At 58.5% G+C, this 17,216-nt stretch carries 15 protein-coding genes; 5 read left to right on the plus strand and 10 right to left on the minus strand.

The features are described 5' to 3' along the window. The 3 genes from rpmE to trxA form a co-directional block, all read right to left on the minus strand. Positions 1-128: 50S ribosomal protein L31 (rpmE, locus tag Q0L94_RS10600; protein WP_296753158.1), on the minus strand; the 128-nt coding region annotated here is incomplete at its 3' end. 222 nt (positions 129-350) lie between these two features. After that, complete coding sequence (gene rho / locus Q0L94_RS10605; protein ID WP_296753135.1) at positions 351-1,610, minus strand: transcription termination factor Rho; 1,260 nt, start codon at positions 1,608-1,610, stop codon at positions 351-353. Positions 1,611-1,718: 108 nt separating this feature from the next. Further along, on the minus strand, positions 1,719-2,045 hold the full coding sequence (trxA, locus tag Q0L94_RS10610) for a thioredoxin TrxA (protein ID WP_018076670.1): 327 nt from the start codon (positions 2,043-2,045) through the stop codon (positions 1,719-1,721). Positions 2,046-2,204: 159 nt separating this feature from the next. Between trxA and fdxA the strand changes: the two genes are divergently transcribed. The 4 genes from fdxA (at position 2,205) to Q0L94_RS10630 (ending at position 6,047) form a co-directional block, all read left to right on the plus strand. Continuing rightward, complete coding sequence (fdxA, locus tag Q0L94_RS10615) at positions 2,205-2,528, plus strand: ferredoxin FdxA (protein WP_296753138.1); 324 nt, start codon at positions 2,205-2,207, stop codon at positions 2,526-2,528. A 304-nt stretch (positions 2,529-2,832) separates the two neighbouring features. After that, on the plus strand, positions 2,833-5,451 hold the full coding sequence (locus Q0L94_RS10620; RefSeq protein WP_296753140.1) for a PD-(D/E)XK nuclease family protein: 2,619 nt from the start codon (positions 2,833-2,835) through the stop codon (positions 5,449-5,451). Positions 5,452-5,508: 57 nt separating this feature from the next. Then, positions 5,509-5,745, plus strand: coding sequence for an AbrB/MazE/SpoVT family DNA-binding domain-containing protein (locus Q0L94_RS10625; protein ID WP_296753141.1), 237 nt, complete (start codon positions 5,509-5,511; stop codon positions 5,743-5,745). Further along, positions 5,733-6,047: a type II toxin-antitoxin system PemK/MazF family toxin gene (locus tag Q0L94_RS10630; protein WP_296753143.1), complete on the plus strand. Its 315-nt coding sequence runs from the start codon at positions 5,733-5,735 to the stop codon at positions 6,045-6,047. The genes Q0L94_RS10625 and Q0L94_RS10630 overlap by 13 nt, the downstream gene beginning before the upstream one ends. A gap of 6 nt (positions 6,048-6,053) precedes the next feature. Here the strand turns inward: Q0L94_RS10630 and Q0L94_RS10635 are convergent, their stop codons facing one another. Genes Q0L94_RS10635 through Q0L94_RS10665 form a run of 7 tightly spaced genes read right to left on the minus strand, consistent with a single transcriptional unit; the run spans position 6,054 to position 15,679 of the window. Beyond that, positions 6,054-8,138 (minus strand): AIPR family protein, encoded by a 2,085-nt coding sequence (locus Q0L94_RS10635; protein ID WP_296753144.1) that lies wholly within the window; start codon positions 8,136-8,138, stop codon positions 6,054-6,056. After that, positions 8,128-9,126 carry a PD-(D/E)XK motif protein gene (locus tag Q0L94_RS10640; protein WP_296753146.1) on the minus strand — a complete coding sequence of 333 codons (999 nt, stop codon included), beginning with the start codon at positions 9,124-9,126 and terminating at the stop codon, positions 8,128-8,130. Before Q0L94_RS10640 ends, Q0L94_RS10635 begins: the two co-directional genes overlap by 11 nt. Beyond that, complete coding sequence (locus tag Q0L94_RS10645; RefSeq protein WP_296753148.1) at positions 9,119-11,800, minus strand: Z1 domain-containing protein; 2,682 nt, start codon at positions 11,798-11,800, stop codon at positions 9,119-9,121. Before Q0L94_RS10645 ends, Q0L94_RS10640 begins: the two co-directional genes overlap by 8 nt. A 10-nt stretch (positions 11,801-11,810) precedes the next feature. Next, positions 11,811-13,292 (minus strand): ATP-binding protein, encoded by a 1,482-nt coding sequence (locus tag Q0L94_RS10650; RefSeq protein WP_296753150.1) that lies wholly within the window; start codon positions 13,290-13,292, stop codon positions 11,811-11,813. Between the two features lie 56 nt (positions 13,293-13,348). After that, positions 13,349-14,881 (minus strand): DNA cytosine methyltransferase, encoded by a 1,533-nt coding sequence (dcm, locus tag Q0L94_RS10655; protein ID WP_296753151.1) that lies wholly within the window; start codon positions 14,879-14,881, stop codon positions 13,349-13,351. Beyond that, a complete protein-coding gene (locus Q0L94_RS17925) occupies positions 14,878-15,459 on the minus strand; it encodes a very short patch repair endonuclease (protein ID WP_366799467.1) in 582 nt (193 codons plus the stop codon). The genes dcm and Q0L94_RS17925 overlap by 4 nt, the downstream gene beginning before the upstream one ends. Continuing rightward, on the minus strand, positions 15,380-15,679 hold the full coding sequence (locus Q0L94_RS10665) for a hypothetical protein (RefSeq protein WP_296753154.1): 300 nt from the start codon (positions 15,677-15,679) through the stop codon (positions 15,380-15,382). The genes Q0L94_RS17925 and Q0L94_RS10665 overlap by 80 nt, the downstream gene beginning before the upstream one ends. A 208-nt stretch (positions 15,680-15,887) precedes the next feature. Here Q0L94_RS10665 and Q0L94_RS10670 point away from each other — a divergent pair. Continuing rightward, a partial coding sequence (locus Q0L94_RS10670) for an exodeoxyribonuclease V subunit beta (protein ID WP_296753156.1) occupies positions 15,888-17,216 on the plus strand: 1,329 nt, incomplete at its 3' end.

Genomic DNA, 17,216 nt, shown 5'->3' on the forward strand with positions numbered 1-17,216 from the left:
GGATGGCAGGCCGCGCAGACTTCCACGCGCAGGACTTCCTTGCCCAGCGTGGAGCGGGTTTTGAACGTGCTGCCGCAGGAGCAGGTCACGGCGACTTCCTTGTAATCGGGGTGAATGCCGGATTTCATGGCAATTCCTTAAACGGGTTGAATTCGGAGAACGCGAGATTATAGCGGGCCTGGCCACGGCGGGCAACAACATTTTTATCCGCGAAGGACGCGAAGAGGCGTGAAGGAAAACCAGGGAAAGCGTCGAGCGCAGCGAACCCGCCTGATGTCGCCGTTCAGCCAGCGCTCCGGGTTTCGCCGAATTTCTTCGCGTTCCTTCGCGGACAAATGATCATTTCGCGGTCAGCCGCGCCGCATCGAGTCGAAAAATTCGCTGTTGTTTTTGGTCGCGCGGATCTTGTCGAGCAGGAATTCCATCGCCTCCATGTCGTCCATCGGGTACAGCAGCTTGCGCAGCACCCACACCTTCTGCAGGATGTCGTGCGGCATCAGCAGCTCTTCGCGGCGGGTGCCGGAGCGGTTGACGTTGATGGCGGGGTACTGGCGCTTCTCGGCCATTTTGCGGTCGAGATGGATTTCCAGGTTGCCGGTGCCCTTGAACTCTTCATAGATCACGTCGTCCATGCGGCTGCCGGTTTCGACCAGCGCGGTGGCGAGGATGGTGAGGCTGCCGCCTTCCTCGATGTTGCGCGCGGCGCCGAAGAAGCGCTTCGGCTTCTGCAGCGCGTTGGCGTCGACGCCGCCGGTGAGCACCTTGCCGGAAGCCGGCTGCACCGTGTTGTAGGCGCGCGCCAGACGGGTGATGGAATCGAGCAGGATCACCACGTCCTTCTTGTGCTCGACCAGGCGCTTGGCGCGCTCGATCACCATTTCCGCCACCTGCACGTGGCGGCTGGCGGGTTCGTCGAAGGTCGAGGCGACGACTTCGCCGCGCACGGTGCGGCTCATTTCGGTGACTTCTTCCGGGCGTTCGTCGATCAGCAGCACGAACAGCACGACTTCCGGATGGTTGGCGCTGATGGCGTGCGCGATGTGCTGCAGCATCACCGTCTTGCCGGATTTCGGCGGCGCCACCAAGAGGCCGCGCTGACCCTTGCCGATCGGCGCGACGATGTCGATGACGCGGCTGGTGATGTTTTCCTCCGCCTTGACGTCGCGTTCCAGCTTGAGCGGCTTGTCCGGATGCAGCGGGGTGAGGTTCTCGAACAGGATCTTGTTCTTGCTCGCCTCGGGCGGCTCGCCGTTGATCTTGTCGAGCTTGGTCATCGCCGAATAGCGTTCGCCGTCCTTCGGCGTGCGGATCTCGCCTTCGATCTTGTCGCCGGTGTGCAGGTTGAAGCGGCGGATCTGCGACGGCGACACGTAGATGTCGTCGGTGTTGGCGAGATACGAGGTTTCCGGCGATCGCAGGAATCCGAAGCCGTCCGGCAGCACTTCCAGCACGCCGTCGCCGTAGATGCTCTCGCCGCGCTTGGCCAGCGTTTTCAGGATGGTGAAGATCAGTTCCTGTTTGCGAAAACGGTTGGCGTTGTCGATGCCGTTGGCGGCGGCGATTTCGAGGAGCTCGGTGATCGGCTTCTGCTTGAGTTCGGAAAGATGCATGGAAAGGGCCTGAGTGGGCTCGCTTGAAAGAGCCGGACGCGAAGAGGGAGAGAAGCCGGACGGCACTGCGGTAAGGCGGCGCGCGGGTGCGCCGTCCGGTAGGACGGTTTAGATGTTGCTGTCGACGAAAGCGGTAAGTTGCGACTTGGACAAGGCGCCGACCTTGGTGGCCTCGACATTGCCGTTCTTGAAGATCATCAGGGTGGGGATGCCGCGGATGCCGAACTTGGGCGGGGTGGCCTGGTTCTCGTCGATATTGAGCTTGCACACCTTGAGCTTGCCGGAATATTCCTTGGCCACTTCGTCGAGGATCGGCGAGATCATCTTGCAGGGGCCGCACCAGTCTGCCCAGTAATCCACCAGCACGGGCACGCCCGCCTGCAGGACTTCCTGTTCGAAGGAATCGTCGGATATGTAATGAACATGCTCGCTCATCGGTGAGGCTCCTATTTTGAAGATGCGGTTGGCCGGATGCGGCCTGGACGGTTTGGGAAGGTGGTAATACTGGAAAAATCGGTTTTGTGGCGATATGCTACATCAAAATTGCCGCCTGCAAGCATCCGGGCATGTCTCAAATCATCAGGGTAAAAACGAATGACCTACGTTGTAGCCGACGCCTGCGTGAAGTGCAAATACACCGATTGTGTCGATGTCTGTCCGGTGGACTGCTTCCATGAAGGTCCCAATTTCCTCGTCATCGACCCCGAGGAGTGCATCGACTGCACCCTGTGCGTGGCCGAATGCCCGGTCGAGGCCATCTATGCCGAGGACGACGTGCCGGACGACCAGCGTGCCTACATCGCGCTCAATGCCGAGCTTGCCAAAGAGTGGAAAGTCATCATCGAACGCAAGGACCCGCTGCCCGATGCCGACGAATGGGCCGGCGTCAAGGACAAGCGCCAGTACCTGGAACGTTGAGCCGAACAACCGCAGTTGACCGCTCCCCGCGCCACCCGCCGGGCGGGCGCACCCAACCCCCGTTTTTAGATTATTGAGACGGTCCGATGATGTTTGAACCCGCATTGTATTTCTCACGGCATCATGCTTTGACCGGTTCGTTGGCCCGTCTCAATAGAACGCTGTTTTCAATGCTTATCGATTCGGCCTCCCGCGCTGCCACGCACAGCCCGGGCAGACCGAACCTTGATCCCACTTCAAACTTCATCTGGCCGAATCAATAACCCCGGTGGGAATCGCAACGATTCTCCTGGGCGGCCCGCCCATGGCGCACGCCGCCGCCCGTGCCCTGCTCGACCGCCACGCCGACCGCCTGCCCGATCTCTCCGGGCTGACGCTGCTGGTTCCCAACCACCGCGCCGGACAGGATTTCGCCCGCGCGCTGGCGCAGGCTGCCGGCCTGGCCGCGCTGATCCCGCCGCGCATCGCGCCGCTGAAAACCTGGGCCGAAAGCACCCTGCAGGGCACAAGCATGGCCGACGGCCGCGCCGAGCCGCATGCGCGGCGGCTGGCGCGGCTGCACGGCGTACTGCGCACTATCGACTGGCTGGGTGCGGTCGACCGATGGGCGCTCGCCAGCGAGTTGCTGCAGCTGGCCGATGAACTTTCCGCCGCCCGGCTGGGCGCCGCCATCGGATCGCGCATCCGCGCGCTGCATGCCGCTGCACCCGACCGCGAAACCGCACTGATCGAGGCGGTATGGCAGGCGCTCAACAACGACGGCAGCGACCCGCAGGCCCATTACGCGCGCGCGCTCGACAGGCTGCTTGAGCAATGCCGGTCCGCGCCGCAGCCCGTTTACGGCTACGCGCTGGGAACGCTGACCGCCATCGAACGGCAATTTCTCGACCGCTGTGCCGAGCATGCGCCTGTCACGCTGTTCGAGCCCGCCGCCGCGGCTGCCGACGGCGTGGCATTCACCCTGCATCAGGCCTGGCAGAAAATCGCGCCGCCGCTGGGCGAGCGCGCCGCCATGCTGGCGGCCATTCACCCCCGCTCTCCCGTGCACCCGCACCTGACGCTGTATCCCGCACCGCACCTGGAAGCCGAGGCGCGCGCCGTCGCCACCTGGGTGACGGCGCAATTGCACGCCGGAAAGCGCGATATCGCGCTGATCGCGCTCGACCGCGAAACCGCACGCCGGGTGCGTGCGCTGCTCGAACGCACGGACGTGCTGGTCGCCGACGAAACCGGCTGGGCACTGTCGACCACTGCCGCCGCCGCGGTGATCGACCGCTGGCTGGAATGCGTCGCGCACGATTTCCCGCATATCGAATTGCTCGATCTGCTGAAGTCGCCCTTTCTGCTGGGCGGGCTCGCGGCGCGGCAGGACCAGGTGCTGCAACTCGAACTCGCGCTGCGGCGGCAGGGCGTGGCGCAAGGCATGGCCGATATCCAGCGGCTGGCGCATGCGCAATTCGGTGCATCGCCGCCCTGGCTTGCCGCATTGTTCGACGCCCGGCGAGGCTTCTCCCAAAGCCGCGCACCGTTGGTAGCCTGGCTCACCCGTCTCATCGACAGCCTCGACAAACTGGACGCCATCGCGCCGCTCCAGATGGATGCCGCCGGCGCCAGTCTGCTCGCCACGCTCGACACCCTGCGCCGCGAGCTGGTGGACGACGGCGAAAAATACGGCTTCGGCGAATGGCGGCGCTGGCTCAATCTGGCGCTGGAGTCGGCCAGCTTCATCGATACCCGCATCGCCAGCCCCATCGTGCTAACTTCTCTACCTGCCGCGCGCGGGCGCCTGTTCGACGCGGTCGCAGTGATCGGCGCCGACGCCCGCCGCCTGCCCGCGCGCTCCGCACCCGGCCTGTTCAGCCAGGCCACCCGTGCGCAACTCGGCCTGTCCACTGCCGCCATCGAGGCCGAAGCCGCCACCACCGACCTGATCCCGCTGCTGACGCAGGGGCCAGCACTGCTGAGCTGGCAGGCATGGAACAACGACGAGCCCAATCCCGCCTCGCAACTGATATTGCGGCTGCAGGCCCTGCATCTGGCCGCATGGGGCGCCGCCCTGCCCGAACAGGCCAGCGGCGAGCCGCCCGCCCGGCCCAGCCCGTTGCCCGGCGCCAGCGAACAGCCTGCGCCCACGCTATCCGCCGCGCAGCTGCCGCGACGCTATTCGCCCACCGCCTACCAGACCCTGCTCGATTGCCCGTACCGGTTTTTCGTCAAAAACGTGCTCGGCATACGGGAACTCGACGAAGCCGACGACGCGCTCGACAAGAGCGATTACGGCACTGCGCTGCACCGCATCCTCAAGACCTTTCACGACGGCGCACCGCCGCCCGAGCGCGCCGCCGCACTGGCCCGGCTGGAGGAAATCTCCACTGCCGAATTCGCCGCGCTGCCGGCCTGGACCGCCGCCGCCTGGCGCAACCGCTGGGAAAAAATCCAGCCCGCCTACGTCGATGCCTGGCTGGAGTGGGCCGCCCAGGGCTGGCATTACCAGTCCGGCGAAACCCTGTTCGAAATGCCGTTCAGCGTCGCCGACCTCGGCGAGGTCACCCTGCACGGTCGCGTCGACCGCGTCGACCAGAAGGGCGACGCCCGCACCGTCATCGACTACAAAACCGGCGCCGCGCAAGGTCTCAAGAAAAAGCTCAAGGATCCCGCCGAGGCCATCCAGCTGCCGTTCTACGCCTGGCTTGCCGACGCCGCCGCCGCCTACCTGCCGATCAACGAAATCCCCGTCATCCCGCTCGAACTGGATGGCGAAACTGACGTCGACGCCATCGGCCGCCGCCTGCCGGAACTGCTCGAAGCGATTGCCGCAGGCGCAGCGCTTCCCGCATCGGGGATCGATTCCGTCTGCCAATTCTGCGAAGCGCGCGGGCTGTGCCGGAAAGGGATGTGGAATGCTACGGAAACAGTTGCCTGACGCCCCAAGCATGTAATAACATTGTTTTAACTTATCAATGCTGGAGGAAGAACCATCATGCGCATCAACCTGGTTAAAGTAGGCAACTCAAAGGGCGTCATCATCCCCGCCGCCATCCTCGCCTCATGTGGTCTGAAAGATGCCGTCGATCTGCAGATCAAAGGCAAGAAGCTCGTGATTGAAGCGCTCAAGCAACCCCGCGCTGGCTGGTTTGATGGCTATCAGGCCGAAAACGGCGAAGCCGTACTCGACACCATCCCGGTCGACGAGGGCGACGAAGAATGGGTGTGGTAAAGCGCGGCGAGGTTTACTGGGTCAACCTCGACCCCACCATCGGCAGCGAAATCCAGAAAACCCGTCCCGCGTTAATCGTGTCGCCGGACGACATGAATGCCGCCCTGCCGCGCGTCATCATCGCCCCACTCACCAGCGGCGGACAAGCGCTCGGCTGCCGCCCCGAAGTCGAGTTCAAGGGCAAATCCGCGCGCATCCTGCTGGACCAACTACGCTCGGTGGACAAAAAACGACTCGGCAGCAGAATGGGGAAAATCGATCTTGCGCTTTGGCATCCGGTATTGCTGGAGATGCTGGCTTGACTGGGTTTACTGCACCAAATCCAACCCATGCTGAAATCCCTCAAGGTGGAGTTTCCGCAAGGTTTCAATAGCCCGGATACACTGTTTCTCGCTTGGAATCTTGGCGGGGACCGAAGCAGCAACATCGAGAATTCCTGACTCCGTAGCTGTCAGGAGTTCCTTCGCGGCACCCCATGCCTTGGCATTTCTCCAGAATTCCTTGCCTGCTTTAATAACTGCTGTTTGTGCTTCGATACCATTCAACATGCGCTGATCCTTGACGGCAGAACGCTTGGTTTCTTTTTGCTCATCTCCAGTCAGCAGAGTATCAAGCCAGTCCTCAGGCCAAAGGATTTTAAGCTCCATGACTCGACTCCAGCATGCTTGCTGCTTCGCCCATTCCAGAGGGTTTGGAATTTCGTTGGTTACCCCCATTATCACTCCATGCACGGCTTCCGATGCAATAGCGAGTACTCGCTTCAGATCGTCCGACAGGCTTTGTGCACGCCAGATGCGGTCGAAATCGACATATCTACCTTGCCGCTCAGCATCATGGGCAAACTTAGCCAAAGCGTACGGTACAACACGAGACCGAATACCACCGCCCTGATACCAAGGCTGTTCAGAAACCAGCTTTTCCGTTTCCCGGAAAGCAATCGTCTTGGCAATTGCATGGCGGTAGAAGGTCTCGTTGAACGAGTCTGACTGCTTTGTCCATTTGCGGCCGATTTCTTTGGCAAACTCCGAAAAATTCTTCTGCGATCCTTTGCTGACAGTATCCGGATGCCCCTCCCAAGAATTGAGAAACTTTGCGAGATCAGTCTTCGAAATCAGTTGTTGCTTCGGATACTCCAGATCGAATCTCTTTCGCTGTGCCTCCGTCAACAAGGCACGTGCATCCTGATACTGCCCACGTGCGCGCTCGTAAAACCATTTGGATTCACGAAAGGTGCCATCGGGTGATGGCGCGAAGATGCGGCGGGAAAATTCCTCCATCCGGACGTGGAATGGATGGTTGGCGAAAAAATCCGCCGCATTGACGCGATTCTGGCTATTGGCATATTCCGAAATCTTTGGGACCACGTCCATTGCGCGTGCAGGTTCAACGATTGAAAGCTTCATCTGAACAAAGACACGGGACAAATCAACATCTTTTTTCCGGCTCGCCGCATGTATGGAGGCGGTCGTCTGCCCGCCATTCACGATCTGGAGGTTGCGCAATTCCGTCAACACCAGCCCATCCTCATCATGGCGAGTCTCAACGCCCTCAGCGGTCGCTGTAATGCCATTGTTGTAAGCAAAGAACATTTCCGGATCATTCTCGATCGTGTTTCGGATGCCTTTGTTCACATCTCCGCGCGCCTGAAGAAAAACGCGCACATTCTGCTCCAGCAACCTCGCACCCCATCGGTCGTATATGGCAGCAAGCTGCGATCCAGGTACAACGACGAGATAGGCCTCATACCCTGCATCGTTTAGGTGGGCTGGCAGAACGCGGAGAACCCCACCAAACTCACCTTCGAGGTCTACCACTAATTCCTCACGCCCAAACCCTGCCGCGGCAAAGCGGTGTAAGCGCCCCAAATCCCAGACGCTATAAGTGACTGGAACCCCTTCGTGTTCACCCGCTGCCCGGCCATCAACTTTCGAGCTAAGGACACGATTACTAATAAGAAAGAGGCGGACCTTGGAGATGTCTGGCCATCGTTTTGCAATCAGGTCCGCAAGACCGAACGCCGGAGCTGTTTCTTCCAAGCTGTTCCGGAAGGCGTGGTCGAGTGCCTTCACTAGAAAATTCGAGGCCCTCTTGAATATCGCGTCCATATCAGACGCAGTGAGTGTTCCGATGTTTGGCGACTGATTGAAGTCCACCACAATCAGGCTGAGGACGCCCTCGCTCGCGATCGGATCACCACCATAGCCATCCACCCGCACGCCGCCTTTAGGTGGCGTGTAGGCTGCGCGGTCAGCCGTATTGAGTTCACCAGCATCGATCAGATACTCGCAAAAGATGTCGAAGAAAGCATCTTCGGCCCATTTACCACCAGCATCGGCTGCTGCAAGAATCCCTTGAAAGAAATCCTGATAAAACTCTTCCAGTTCAATCGCCATGAGACGCTCCTGCAAGCGCAGTAGTCAAAATTTCAGCCGACACGCGGAAAGGCTCGCATTCAAACAGCGAGACTGAATATCGAACGTTGAGAACGCCCCCCGGAAACGATGCGGGAGTGATGCAGGGGAAGCCATCGCCAACACGATAAAGGCGATCTGGCCCCTGTATCCATTTCACGTCTGAATAGTCGTCTTCCCAGTCAAACCCTGCGGCGGAAAGGAGGGTTTCAAACAAATCGGCTGCCAGTTGGTCAGTGATTCCGATCGCAGAATGCAGTCGTCGCGCGATTTCGGATAGGGTAAATCCACTCGGTGTATCGGATTGCGCCTGATCGAGTTCGGCGACATGGAGGAACAGCGTATCGACACCAGTTATATCAAGTTGGTGCTCGGAAGAAATAGCGATATATGGAGTTGCTGCGCCGCGGCGAGCCTTCGCTTCGACAGAAACCCTTCCCACTTCAAAATCTTTGGGCGCACCTAGCGGCCCACGCCAAGAAGAAACTGCATCGTGGGCGGAAAGACTGCGTAGCAGTTGATCAAGTACAAGCAATTCGCCGATCAGCCCTTTCTGCTCTTCGGGTGAAAGGCGTCCATCTCCACCGCCGCGCAGAAGGTGGTGCCACCGCCATGTGCGCGCCAATGCAACCGCCACTGCTTCTGTCTCGGAAGCGGCACCTGCGGCAGACATCATGATGTCGAGACACAGTCGATGGAAGATGTCGCGCTGTGCAGTATCCATGAGACGCAGAATCAGTGTCTGGTTGCGATCTCCGTCAGCATCGGTCAGCGTAGTCTCGATCCCCTTCAGACGCGGCAATCGTGCCTTGGGTGATGCTTCCTCGGCATGACGCAGCAACAGCAGACAGCGGCGGTCGATACCACGCGCCCAAAAGAAACCCCACGGCATTTCTGCATCGACGCGGCGTGCGTTGAGAGCATCAGCACTTGATGGCGGCGTCAAATCCTTCCAAGGGTCATCAGACATCGTCGCCCGCTATCTCGTCGTCGTCCAGCTCATCACGGTAGTTTTCCTTCCACCATGTCGTGTTGACGACATATTCGACCCGCATTTCCTCCATTGCCGTACGCGGAAAACTGATGCTCCAAGCAACAGTCGGCTTCTGGCCACGAAGATCTTCGTGCTCGTTCCCGATTGCGAGGAGATGCACGATCAGCAGTGGCCGCTCGCGCATCCTCCGGTAGATGCGATCTGGATAATTTTCCTTACCCTCTGCTTCTCTATATGCCTTTTCCACACCTTCTATTTGTGCTGGTGTCAGGCCCGTCTTCTCCACCCCGCGCGACGCCACCCTCTGCTTGTTTGTCACCCGCAGAGTATTGCAATCACTCCTGTTGCCCGCGCTGCGCCGCTGGCAATAGATCGGAATGCCAAGTGAAACGTCAGTCAGCCCTTGGGCATCGGGGGTTTTGACGCCCGTAAACAGCACATCCCAACTCGCAAGCTCTGTGTCGCGTCGATCCTCGATATATCGTCGCACCGGTCCAGGCTCAGTCAGCATTGACCCGGGGTGATTCTGGAATGCCGAGATGAACTCTTCCACCATCCCGGGCGGAACACCCTGCAGGAGACGCCCACCAGTAACTTCCGCAGCGCTAGACAATGGTTTACCTGCCTCGGCCAACTTATCAGCCAACTGACGTGCCGCCAGTCTATTCGCTGCCAAGCTGGCGGGGTCTCGCTTCAGGATCGCAGTCTCGGCAAACCTCTCGCCCAGTCCGATCGACACGCGCAACTTCTCGCCTGAACCCATCTTGTTACGTGCCGTCACGATCAGCGTGTCCGGGTGGCTGCGAACCTTGAGCCCGAATTGTTCGGGCGTAGCGTTCGCGGCCTGCATGATGCGTAACTCCTCGCGCAGTTCTTCAATCGCTTCGGCGATATGGGTATACCAGCCTTCGGCCTCTTCAGGCATCCAGACACGGCAGAGATCGTCATAACCCTGCCGGTACCCGAACCAGCGCCCCATCTGCATCAACGTGTCATACATCATCGAGTTGCGCAGGAAGTAGCTGACCATCAGCCCTTCGAGCGTCAGTCCGCGCGAGAGCGAGAAGCCGCCCACCGCGATGACACTGAGCCCGGTTTTCGCGTGCCCGGCATAGTCGAGCACGTCAGCCGACTTGCTGTTGATGAGTACGGTTCGTATCGATGCTGCCGCCTCGTGAAGCCGCTTTTGCACCGCTGGCCAGTCACACCCGGCCGTATCTTCATACTCGTCGGCCCATACCTCATGCAGTGCCCGGATCGCGGGATCGCGCAAGGCTTCGGCTGGCGGCAAGGCTGCGTTCACTCGTACGCTCGCCTGCAACTCTTCAAGCGCGATGTGCAGCTCATTTCGAAGTTGCCGCTGGACGGCATTCTTGATTGATGCATTGACCAGCATCGAGCAATGCACGGCCACCTGCCCACGCGCGATACGGATCGCCTTGGCGACCACGAATGCGCGCACTGCCGTCACAAGGCTTGGCGGCAGCGTCGTCACCGTGAAATCTGTCGCATGCTTGAGGGGGAGGCGCTCCTCGTTGTCATCGATATGCCGGATGATCCTGTCGGCGTCCTCGAGAAAAACCCGGTTTGCCCCGAAGTAGTTCGTCGGCGGATCGAGGCTGACGATGAAATCTTTCGGGAAAAGATCCGCGCCGCGCATCTCGTCATCGGTAGCCGGGTCGATGAAGATATTCGCGAAGGGTGTGGCGGTGTAACCAACGTAACAGCTCCGCTCAAACATATTGAGTAGGTCGCGTATCTGTCCGTTAATCCGTGTTACCTCCCCCTTGCCATGCTTCGTGTTGATCGAGGCATTATCGGCTTCATCATCGATCAGCAACATCGGCGCATCGACTGAATCTGTGCCGCCGCGCGCGCTGTGTTCCTTCAGCCATTCGAGCAGATTTTTCAGGGTATTTGATTCTTTCTTGATAACGAATATCGCGGGTTCGTTAAGGTTCTGGAGAGGCACACCAACGCCGGTCGCCATAACTTTGTTGAAATCACGTACGGAGTTGGTGAAGGTCACAGGCCGCCTGCTGCTATCAAATTTTCCGACGCCGATAACCTGTTCGTCTCGTGTAGTGAGCATCCGCGCGCTATCCCGACCAACGAATCCCTCGTCAATGCGAATCTGCGTCTGATTGCGCAGATTGTTGTGGACGCCCGCGATGACAATAATCAGCCGGTAACCGGCATCAGCCGCCTTGCAGATCAGCCCCGTATAGTTAGCAGTCTTCCCTGACTGGACATGCCCTACAACCATGCCACGCCGGTCCCACCTGCCAGGCTTCTGCGGATTTTCAAGCAGGCTTAGAATACGGTCAGTCACGTCATCCAAGGTGGCGAGCACATGGCCCGAGAAGCCCTGCTGAACAAGTAGTTGACGGTAACGATTCCAGTAATAAGGGATGATGCTGGCACGTGCAGTATCTAGCCACGGCTCGTAATCTGTTTTGGTGAGAAAGGCGCCGATCTTCATCTCAACACCGTGGCGCTCCTCGAATTCAAGAGCTAGTCTTTCGGCTTCATCTGATGACACGTTGGCGCAGAAAGGCAAGTTCCGCACGGTTTCAATCAATTCCCTGATACGCTGCGGAGTCGGAATCGGTTCTTTCGCAAGTTGCGCACCTACCATGTTCTCCAGCATTTGAAGTCCTTCATGCATCAGCGCTACCCTCCTGAATTATCGTTTGAATGATTTGCTGCGTTTGTTCCCAGCTTGACCGAAACGGCTCGGTGACTCTCAGCATTTCGATGATGTCCTCATTATTCAAACCCGACTGTGATAAGTGCCTGAATGTCGCGGCTACAACATGCTCCTGAGCCACTGAAGACATTGCGCTTCCAGCAATCTTCTCGGGCTGGCTACTGATATCAGCGAACAGCGCATCAACCGGGATTGCCGCACCTGTCATCTCGAGGATTTTCAGGAAATCGTGCTTCATTTCGGCAGTCAGGCGCGACATGAAATCAACGAGGACGGGATGATCTGGATTGACCCGGTATGAAATTTCGTTCTTGTCCTGAATGCGAAGCCATACCGGCAGGCGACTGTCGCTGATCAACTTTCGCCCGCGCGCAGTGTAAACGCGCCTTGAAGTCGCACCGATGGTTTCGATTATCCGGCGGAGGCGATCTCGAACCTGACGCGGTGGATGGGCCGAGGCCTTCTTGACGTCAATCTTCCAGTCAGCGTCCAGTCCGTTTGGCATGTCGATGCGAACCCGAGCCAGTTTTGTCAGCTCCATCTGCCGTGCGAGGCCGAACCACGTGCCATGTATGATCAGCCGCCTGCCGCGATAAACGTAGAAACCCTGATTTTTCAGGTAGCCCGCTCGGCCTGCGTATTTTTCCCAATCTGGAAGAGACGCCTTCTTGTGATGCGGTAGCGTGAATGTCTGGACTGTAATTTCTTGTCCGTTCAAGCGGATTACCTCTACAGGACCGGTAATTGTTGCAGGGTGTGCCGTATGAAATGGATCGAACGGCTCAAGTCTGCGTCCGTTGAGAAGCATCGTGACCCGTTTTATACCCCGCTCGCCGGAAAGGAAGCGATGGAAGACCAATTCAAGATGCTCAATAGCTTCATCGATTCGTCGAACAAGATGTCGATTCCCGTCATCAGTCGAGCTCCTGTCAGCAAGGCGGTCCAGTTTTTCCCACAGGATCAGCGTGCCATTTTGACCGAGCATATCCGCACAAAGTATTTCAGTTGCGTCAGATGGCAACTCTACCAGCCAGTCATCTGCTTTTTCCACGTTGTCGAGGTCCCAACGGGCGCACGCGGTTTTGCCATTCTTTCGTGAAACGACGGTCAACCTACGGCATTGAGAAAAGGAGGCCGTCTTCATCCCCAAGCCAAACCGACCCAAGTCGCCGCTGTCCCGTTTGTCCAGTGGACTACGACTTCCAAGTCGCATGGCATCGAGCAATTCATCTACATCCATGCCGCTGCCATCGTCAACAATGGAAAGGTAGGGCTCTGGATTATTGGTGTCGGCAACCATCGTGATGGTCTTGGCACCAGCTGTGATCGAGTTATCAACGACATCAGCAAGAGCCGTTTCCAGCGTATAACCAATATCCCGCATGCTCTCGATAAGGATAGAAGCTCGTGGGGCAGCGTTTACCATTTTCATCCCCACCCTTTATTTCTCCCGTATCAACAGTTGATGCAATTGCTGTAAGTCCAACCTCATCGGTTAGAAAAAATCGACTCACAAACACGCGCAATCTGGTTCGCCAATAGTGAAGGGACCGCGTTCCCCACTTGGTGGTACTGCTGTGTGCGGTTTCCCTGGAAAAAATAGTTGTCAGGGAATGTTTGCAATCTCGCCGCTTCGCGCACCGTCAAACTGCGGCATTGCAGGGGGTTAGGGTGGATATAGTAATGACCATCCTTGGAAATATGGCTTGTCACCGTGGTGCTGGGCGCGTCATAACGCTGTACCTTGAATCGGTCTGCGAATTTGCCCGTTTCCCAGTTCGCGTGATCAGGCGCAAGTCCTTTGAGCGCAAATTCTTCATGCCCCTTGGGTGAATGCCCATATTGCTCTGCAAAAACAGATGCGTACAGGTAGCGCCCCATGTCACTCGGCATGTGTGACCGTGTTTCATGGTTCAACCAGACTTGGAGATTGCTGTCATGCACCCATTTTTGAAAACTAGTAGAGCTATTTGTATTTCCTCGCTTGGAGAAACGTAACGCCCCTGTTTCCAGATTACCTGGGAGGGACATAGCGGCATTCGTCAGCCATTCTGCCAATTCAAACTCATTTAGGCGCGTCGCATCTTCAGCAAGATCGCGGCCCAACTGCGCGACAACATCGCGCCATTTTTCAGGATTGTCATCCCGACCCAATTTACTGCGTAGACGTGGGAGGCCTTTCAAGGCGCTTCTGACCGTCACTTGTGGCACCTCACCAAGAAGATGTGCGCCGTCATACCTCATATCCTCTCGCACACCCAGAATAATCACGCGGTGCCGGGCTTGCGGGATACCGTAACGCTCGGCGTGAATAATGAAATTTCTTGCATCGATGCTCACTGGATCCATCCCCGGCTCAAAGCTGGTCGGCTTCACTAGAGAGTGAAGGGTGTACCGAATGCCTTTTCCCTTGCCAAGCGCCGAACCGGGATCGGTAAGATCGCTAAGAATGTCATGAAACACCCGGCGCCCCCCGACGGTTGACGAAAGGATACCTTTCACGTTTTCCATCACGAAAACAGCAGGTCTAGCTTTGTGGAGAATACGAAGATATTCGCGGTACAAAAAATGCCTGTGGTCATTTTCTGCAACGTAATTAATTTTCCCCATGTTGCGGGCACGCCCAACAAGTGAGTAAGCCTGACATGGCGGCCCGCCAATCAGTATCGTATCGTCTTCTTTCAGTTTGTGACTCGCAATACGCGCATCCAGAAGTTCGTTGTGTTCCTGGTTTCCAAGGGTTAGCTGCTTGGCCTCACCAGTCGCTACCGCCCAAGCCGCAGGAAACAGATCACGCGGATGTGGCGCGTGGTCAAAATTGCAGAAGTCGTAATACGCGCGCAGCGCTTTGGAGTCCCCCTGAACATGCCTGAAAAAACTTCGCAGGGTCAACGTCTGGTGCGCACTGGCTTCCATTTCCGCGGACACCACAATATTGAATGTCCTGCCTTCATTCAGGGTGGCAAAGCCTTCCCCAAGCCCGCCTGGTCCGGCGAACAGATCAATTATTTTGTATGTCATTTTGAAATGTTTTTGTCGCCTGCTGGCGACGATAACATGAGGAGATCCGCGCCCGCGATTTCCAATGTCGGCGGCCCATCTTGGTCACGAATCCAGGTCGCCAACCTGTCAATCAGACAGGTAAGGCGTTCTCTAGCAAGCCTTCCACGTGTAGCACATTCCCAAACAATAGCTGTGCGCCATCCAGCTGCAGCTAACTGCCTCTTCACCACATCATCGCGGGAACGATTAGCAGCAAGCTTGCTCTCCCAGAATGCGGGATTGCTTACTGGTAACTTGGACAAGGAACAACCATGCCTGTGCCAAAAGCAGCCATGGATAAATATGGTCACATGCCACCTTGGCATAACAATGTCGGGCTTGCCCGGCAAGCCTTTCGGGTGCAGCGAATAGCGAAAACCCCGGGCGTGCAGGCCTTTTCTGATGATTATCTCTGGGCGAGTGTTCTTTACCCGGATGCCCGCCATCATGCGGCTTCGTGTCGCCGCATCAACCACATCAGCCATACATGATTTTGAATGCCCGGCGCTCGGCGCGAGTGTGGAACGTTCTGCTGACCACTTCAAATGCCAATTCATGAAGCACGTCACCGTGTCTTACAAAAAGAGCATGGAGAATTGTCGAAATTTCAGCCGCTTCTTCATTTGTGAAGAGACGTGAGTCGTCTGAAATCTTGAAAAGCTCTCGCGGGTCATTATCAAGACAGAAAAGTAATCCCCGCTTATGCAGTGTCGAAAACCAAGCAAATACCTCTTCCCTAGAGTTGCCTCTAATGCGGGGGATACGGGACTTAACCATGTTTAGCCCTCCTTTAAAATGACTTGAGCGTCATGATTTGCCAACTTACCAAGTCAAAGCTCAGCTGGCAATCGCTTTGAAGCCGTCGCCTCCTACGGCCATCCTATTGAGAGCAAGAGACTGTGTCGTCGCGAACAGCCAAGAGGTCGTTCGGCCTGGCGATCTTGTGACGTAAACTTCATTTTGATTTGACCCGCAGACACGCTCCATGACCGCCCCCCTCGATACCGCCACCGCCCTGTCCCCCGCCCGCTCAGCGGTAGTGGAAGCCTGCGCCGGCAGCGGCAAGACCTGGCTCTTGGTGTCGCGCATGATCCGCCTGCTGCTGGCGGGCGCCGAACCCTCGGAACTGCTGGCGATTACCTTCACGCGCAAGGCGGCGCAGGAGATGACCGACCGCCTGCATACGTGGCTGCGGCTGCTGGCGCTGGAAGACGACACGACGGTGCGCGAATTTCTGCGTGAACGTGCGGTGCCGGACGCCGAGATCGAGGCGCTGCTGCCGCACGCGCGCGGACTGCTGGAGACGGTGCTGACTGCGCAGCCGGGGCCGACGGTGACGACCTTTCACGGCTGGTTTCTCGATCTGCTGAAGCGTGCGCCGCTGGAAGCCGGATTGCCATGGGGTGCGCCGCTGCTGGAGCGCGAACGGCAGCTGCAGGACGAGGTGCGCGACCAGCTGCTGACGAAATGGGCGGCGGCGCCGGAATCGGCGGAAGGCACCGCGCTGCTGGCCTTGCTCGACGCGATCGGCGAGCACGGTCTGCATGCGCAGCTTGCGCATTTTATGCAGGCGCGAGCGGAGTGGTGGGCCTATACCGACGGCCAGCCCGACCCGGTGGCGTATGCGCTGGAACAATTGCGGCCCGGTCTGCATCCCGATCTGGACAGCGATCCGGTGACGGCCTTCTGGACCGACCAAGCGATGGCGGCACGGGTGAGGCGGCTGGGCCTGGCACTGGAAAAAGGGTCGAAAACCGAGGCCGAACGGGCGCGCGACATTCTCGACGCGTCGAAGCTGGCGCCGCAAGCAGCGCACGGCGTGCTGATGACGCGCCTGATGACCGCCGGCGCGCGGCGCAAGAAGCAGGCCACCCGCGAACTGGAAAAGGCGCTCGGCGCCGGGCTCGACGCCTACCTGCGCGACCTCGACGCGCTGGAAACCGCGCTCGAAACCATCACCGCGATCCAGACCGACATCCGCATCTGGAACCTCAACCGCGACGGCCTGCTGCTCGGCCACGCACTGCTCACCACGTACCAGGCAGCCAAGTCACAGCAGGGCGTGATCGACTTCGCCGACGCCGAATGGCTGGCCTGCCGCCTGCTGCAGAGCGAGGAGCACGCGCCGGCCTTGGCGCTGAAGCTGGATGCGCGCTACCGGCATCTGCTGCTGGACGAATTCCAGGACACCAATCCGCTGCAATGGCAGGCGCTGTCAACCTGGCTGGCCGAGGCAGGCGCGGCCGACAGCGGCATGACGGTGTTCATGGTGGGCGACCCGAAGCAGGCGATTTACCGCTTCCGCCGCGGCGAG

This window comes from Thiobacillus sp. (assembly GCF_024708915.1).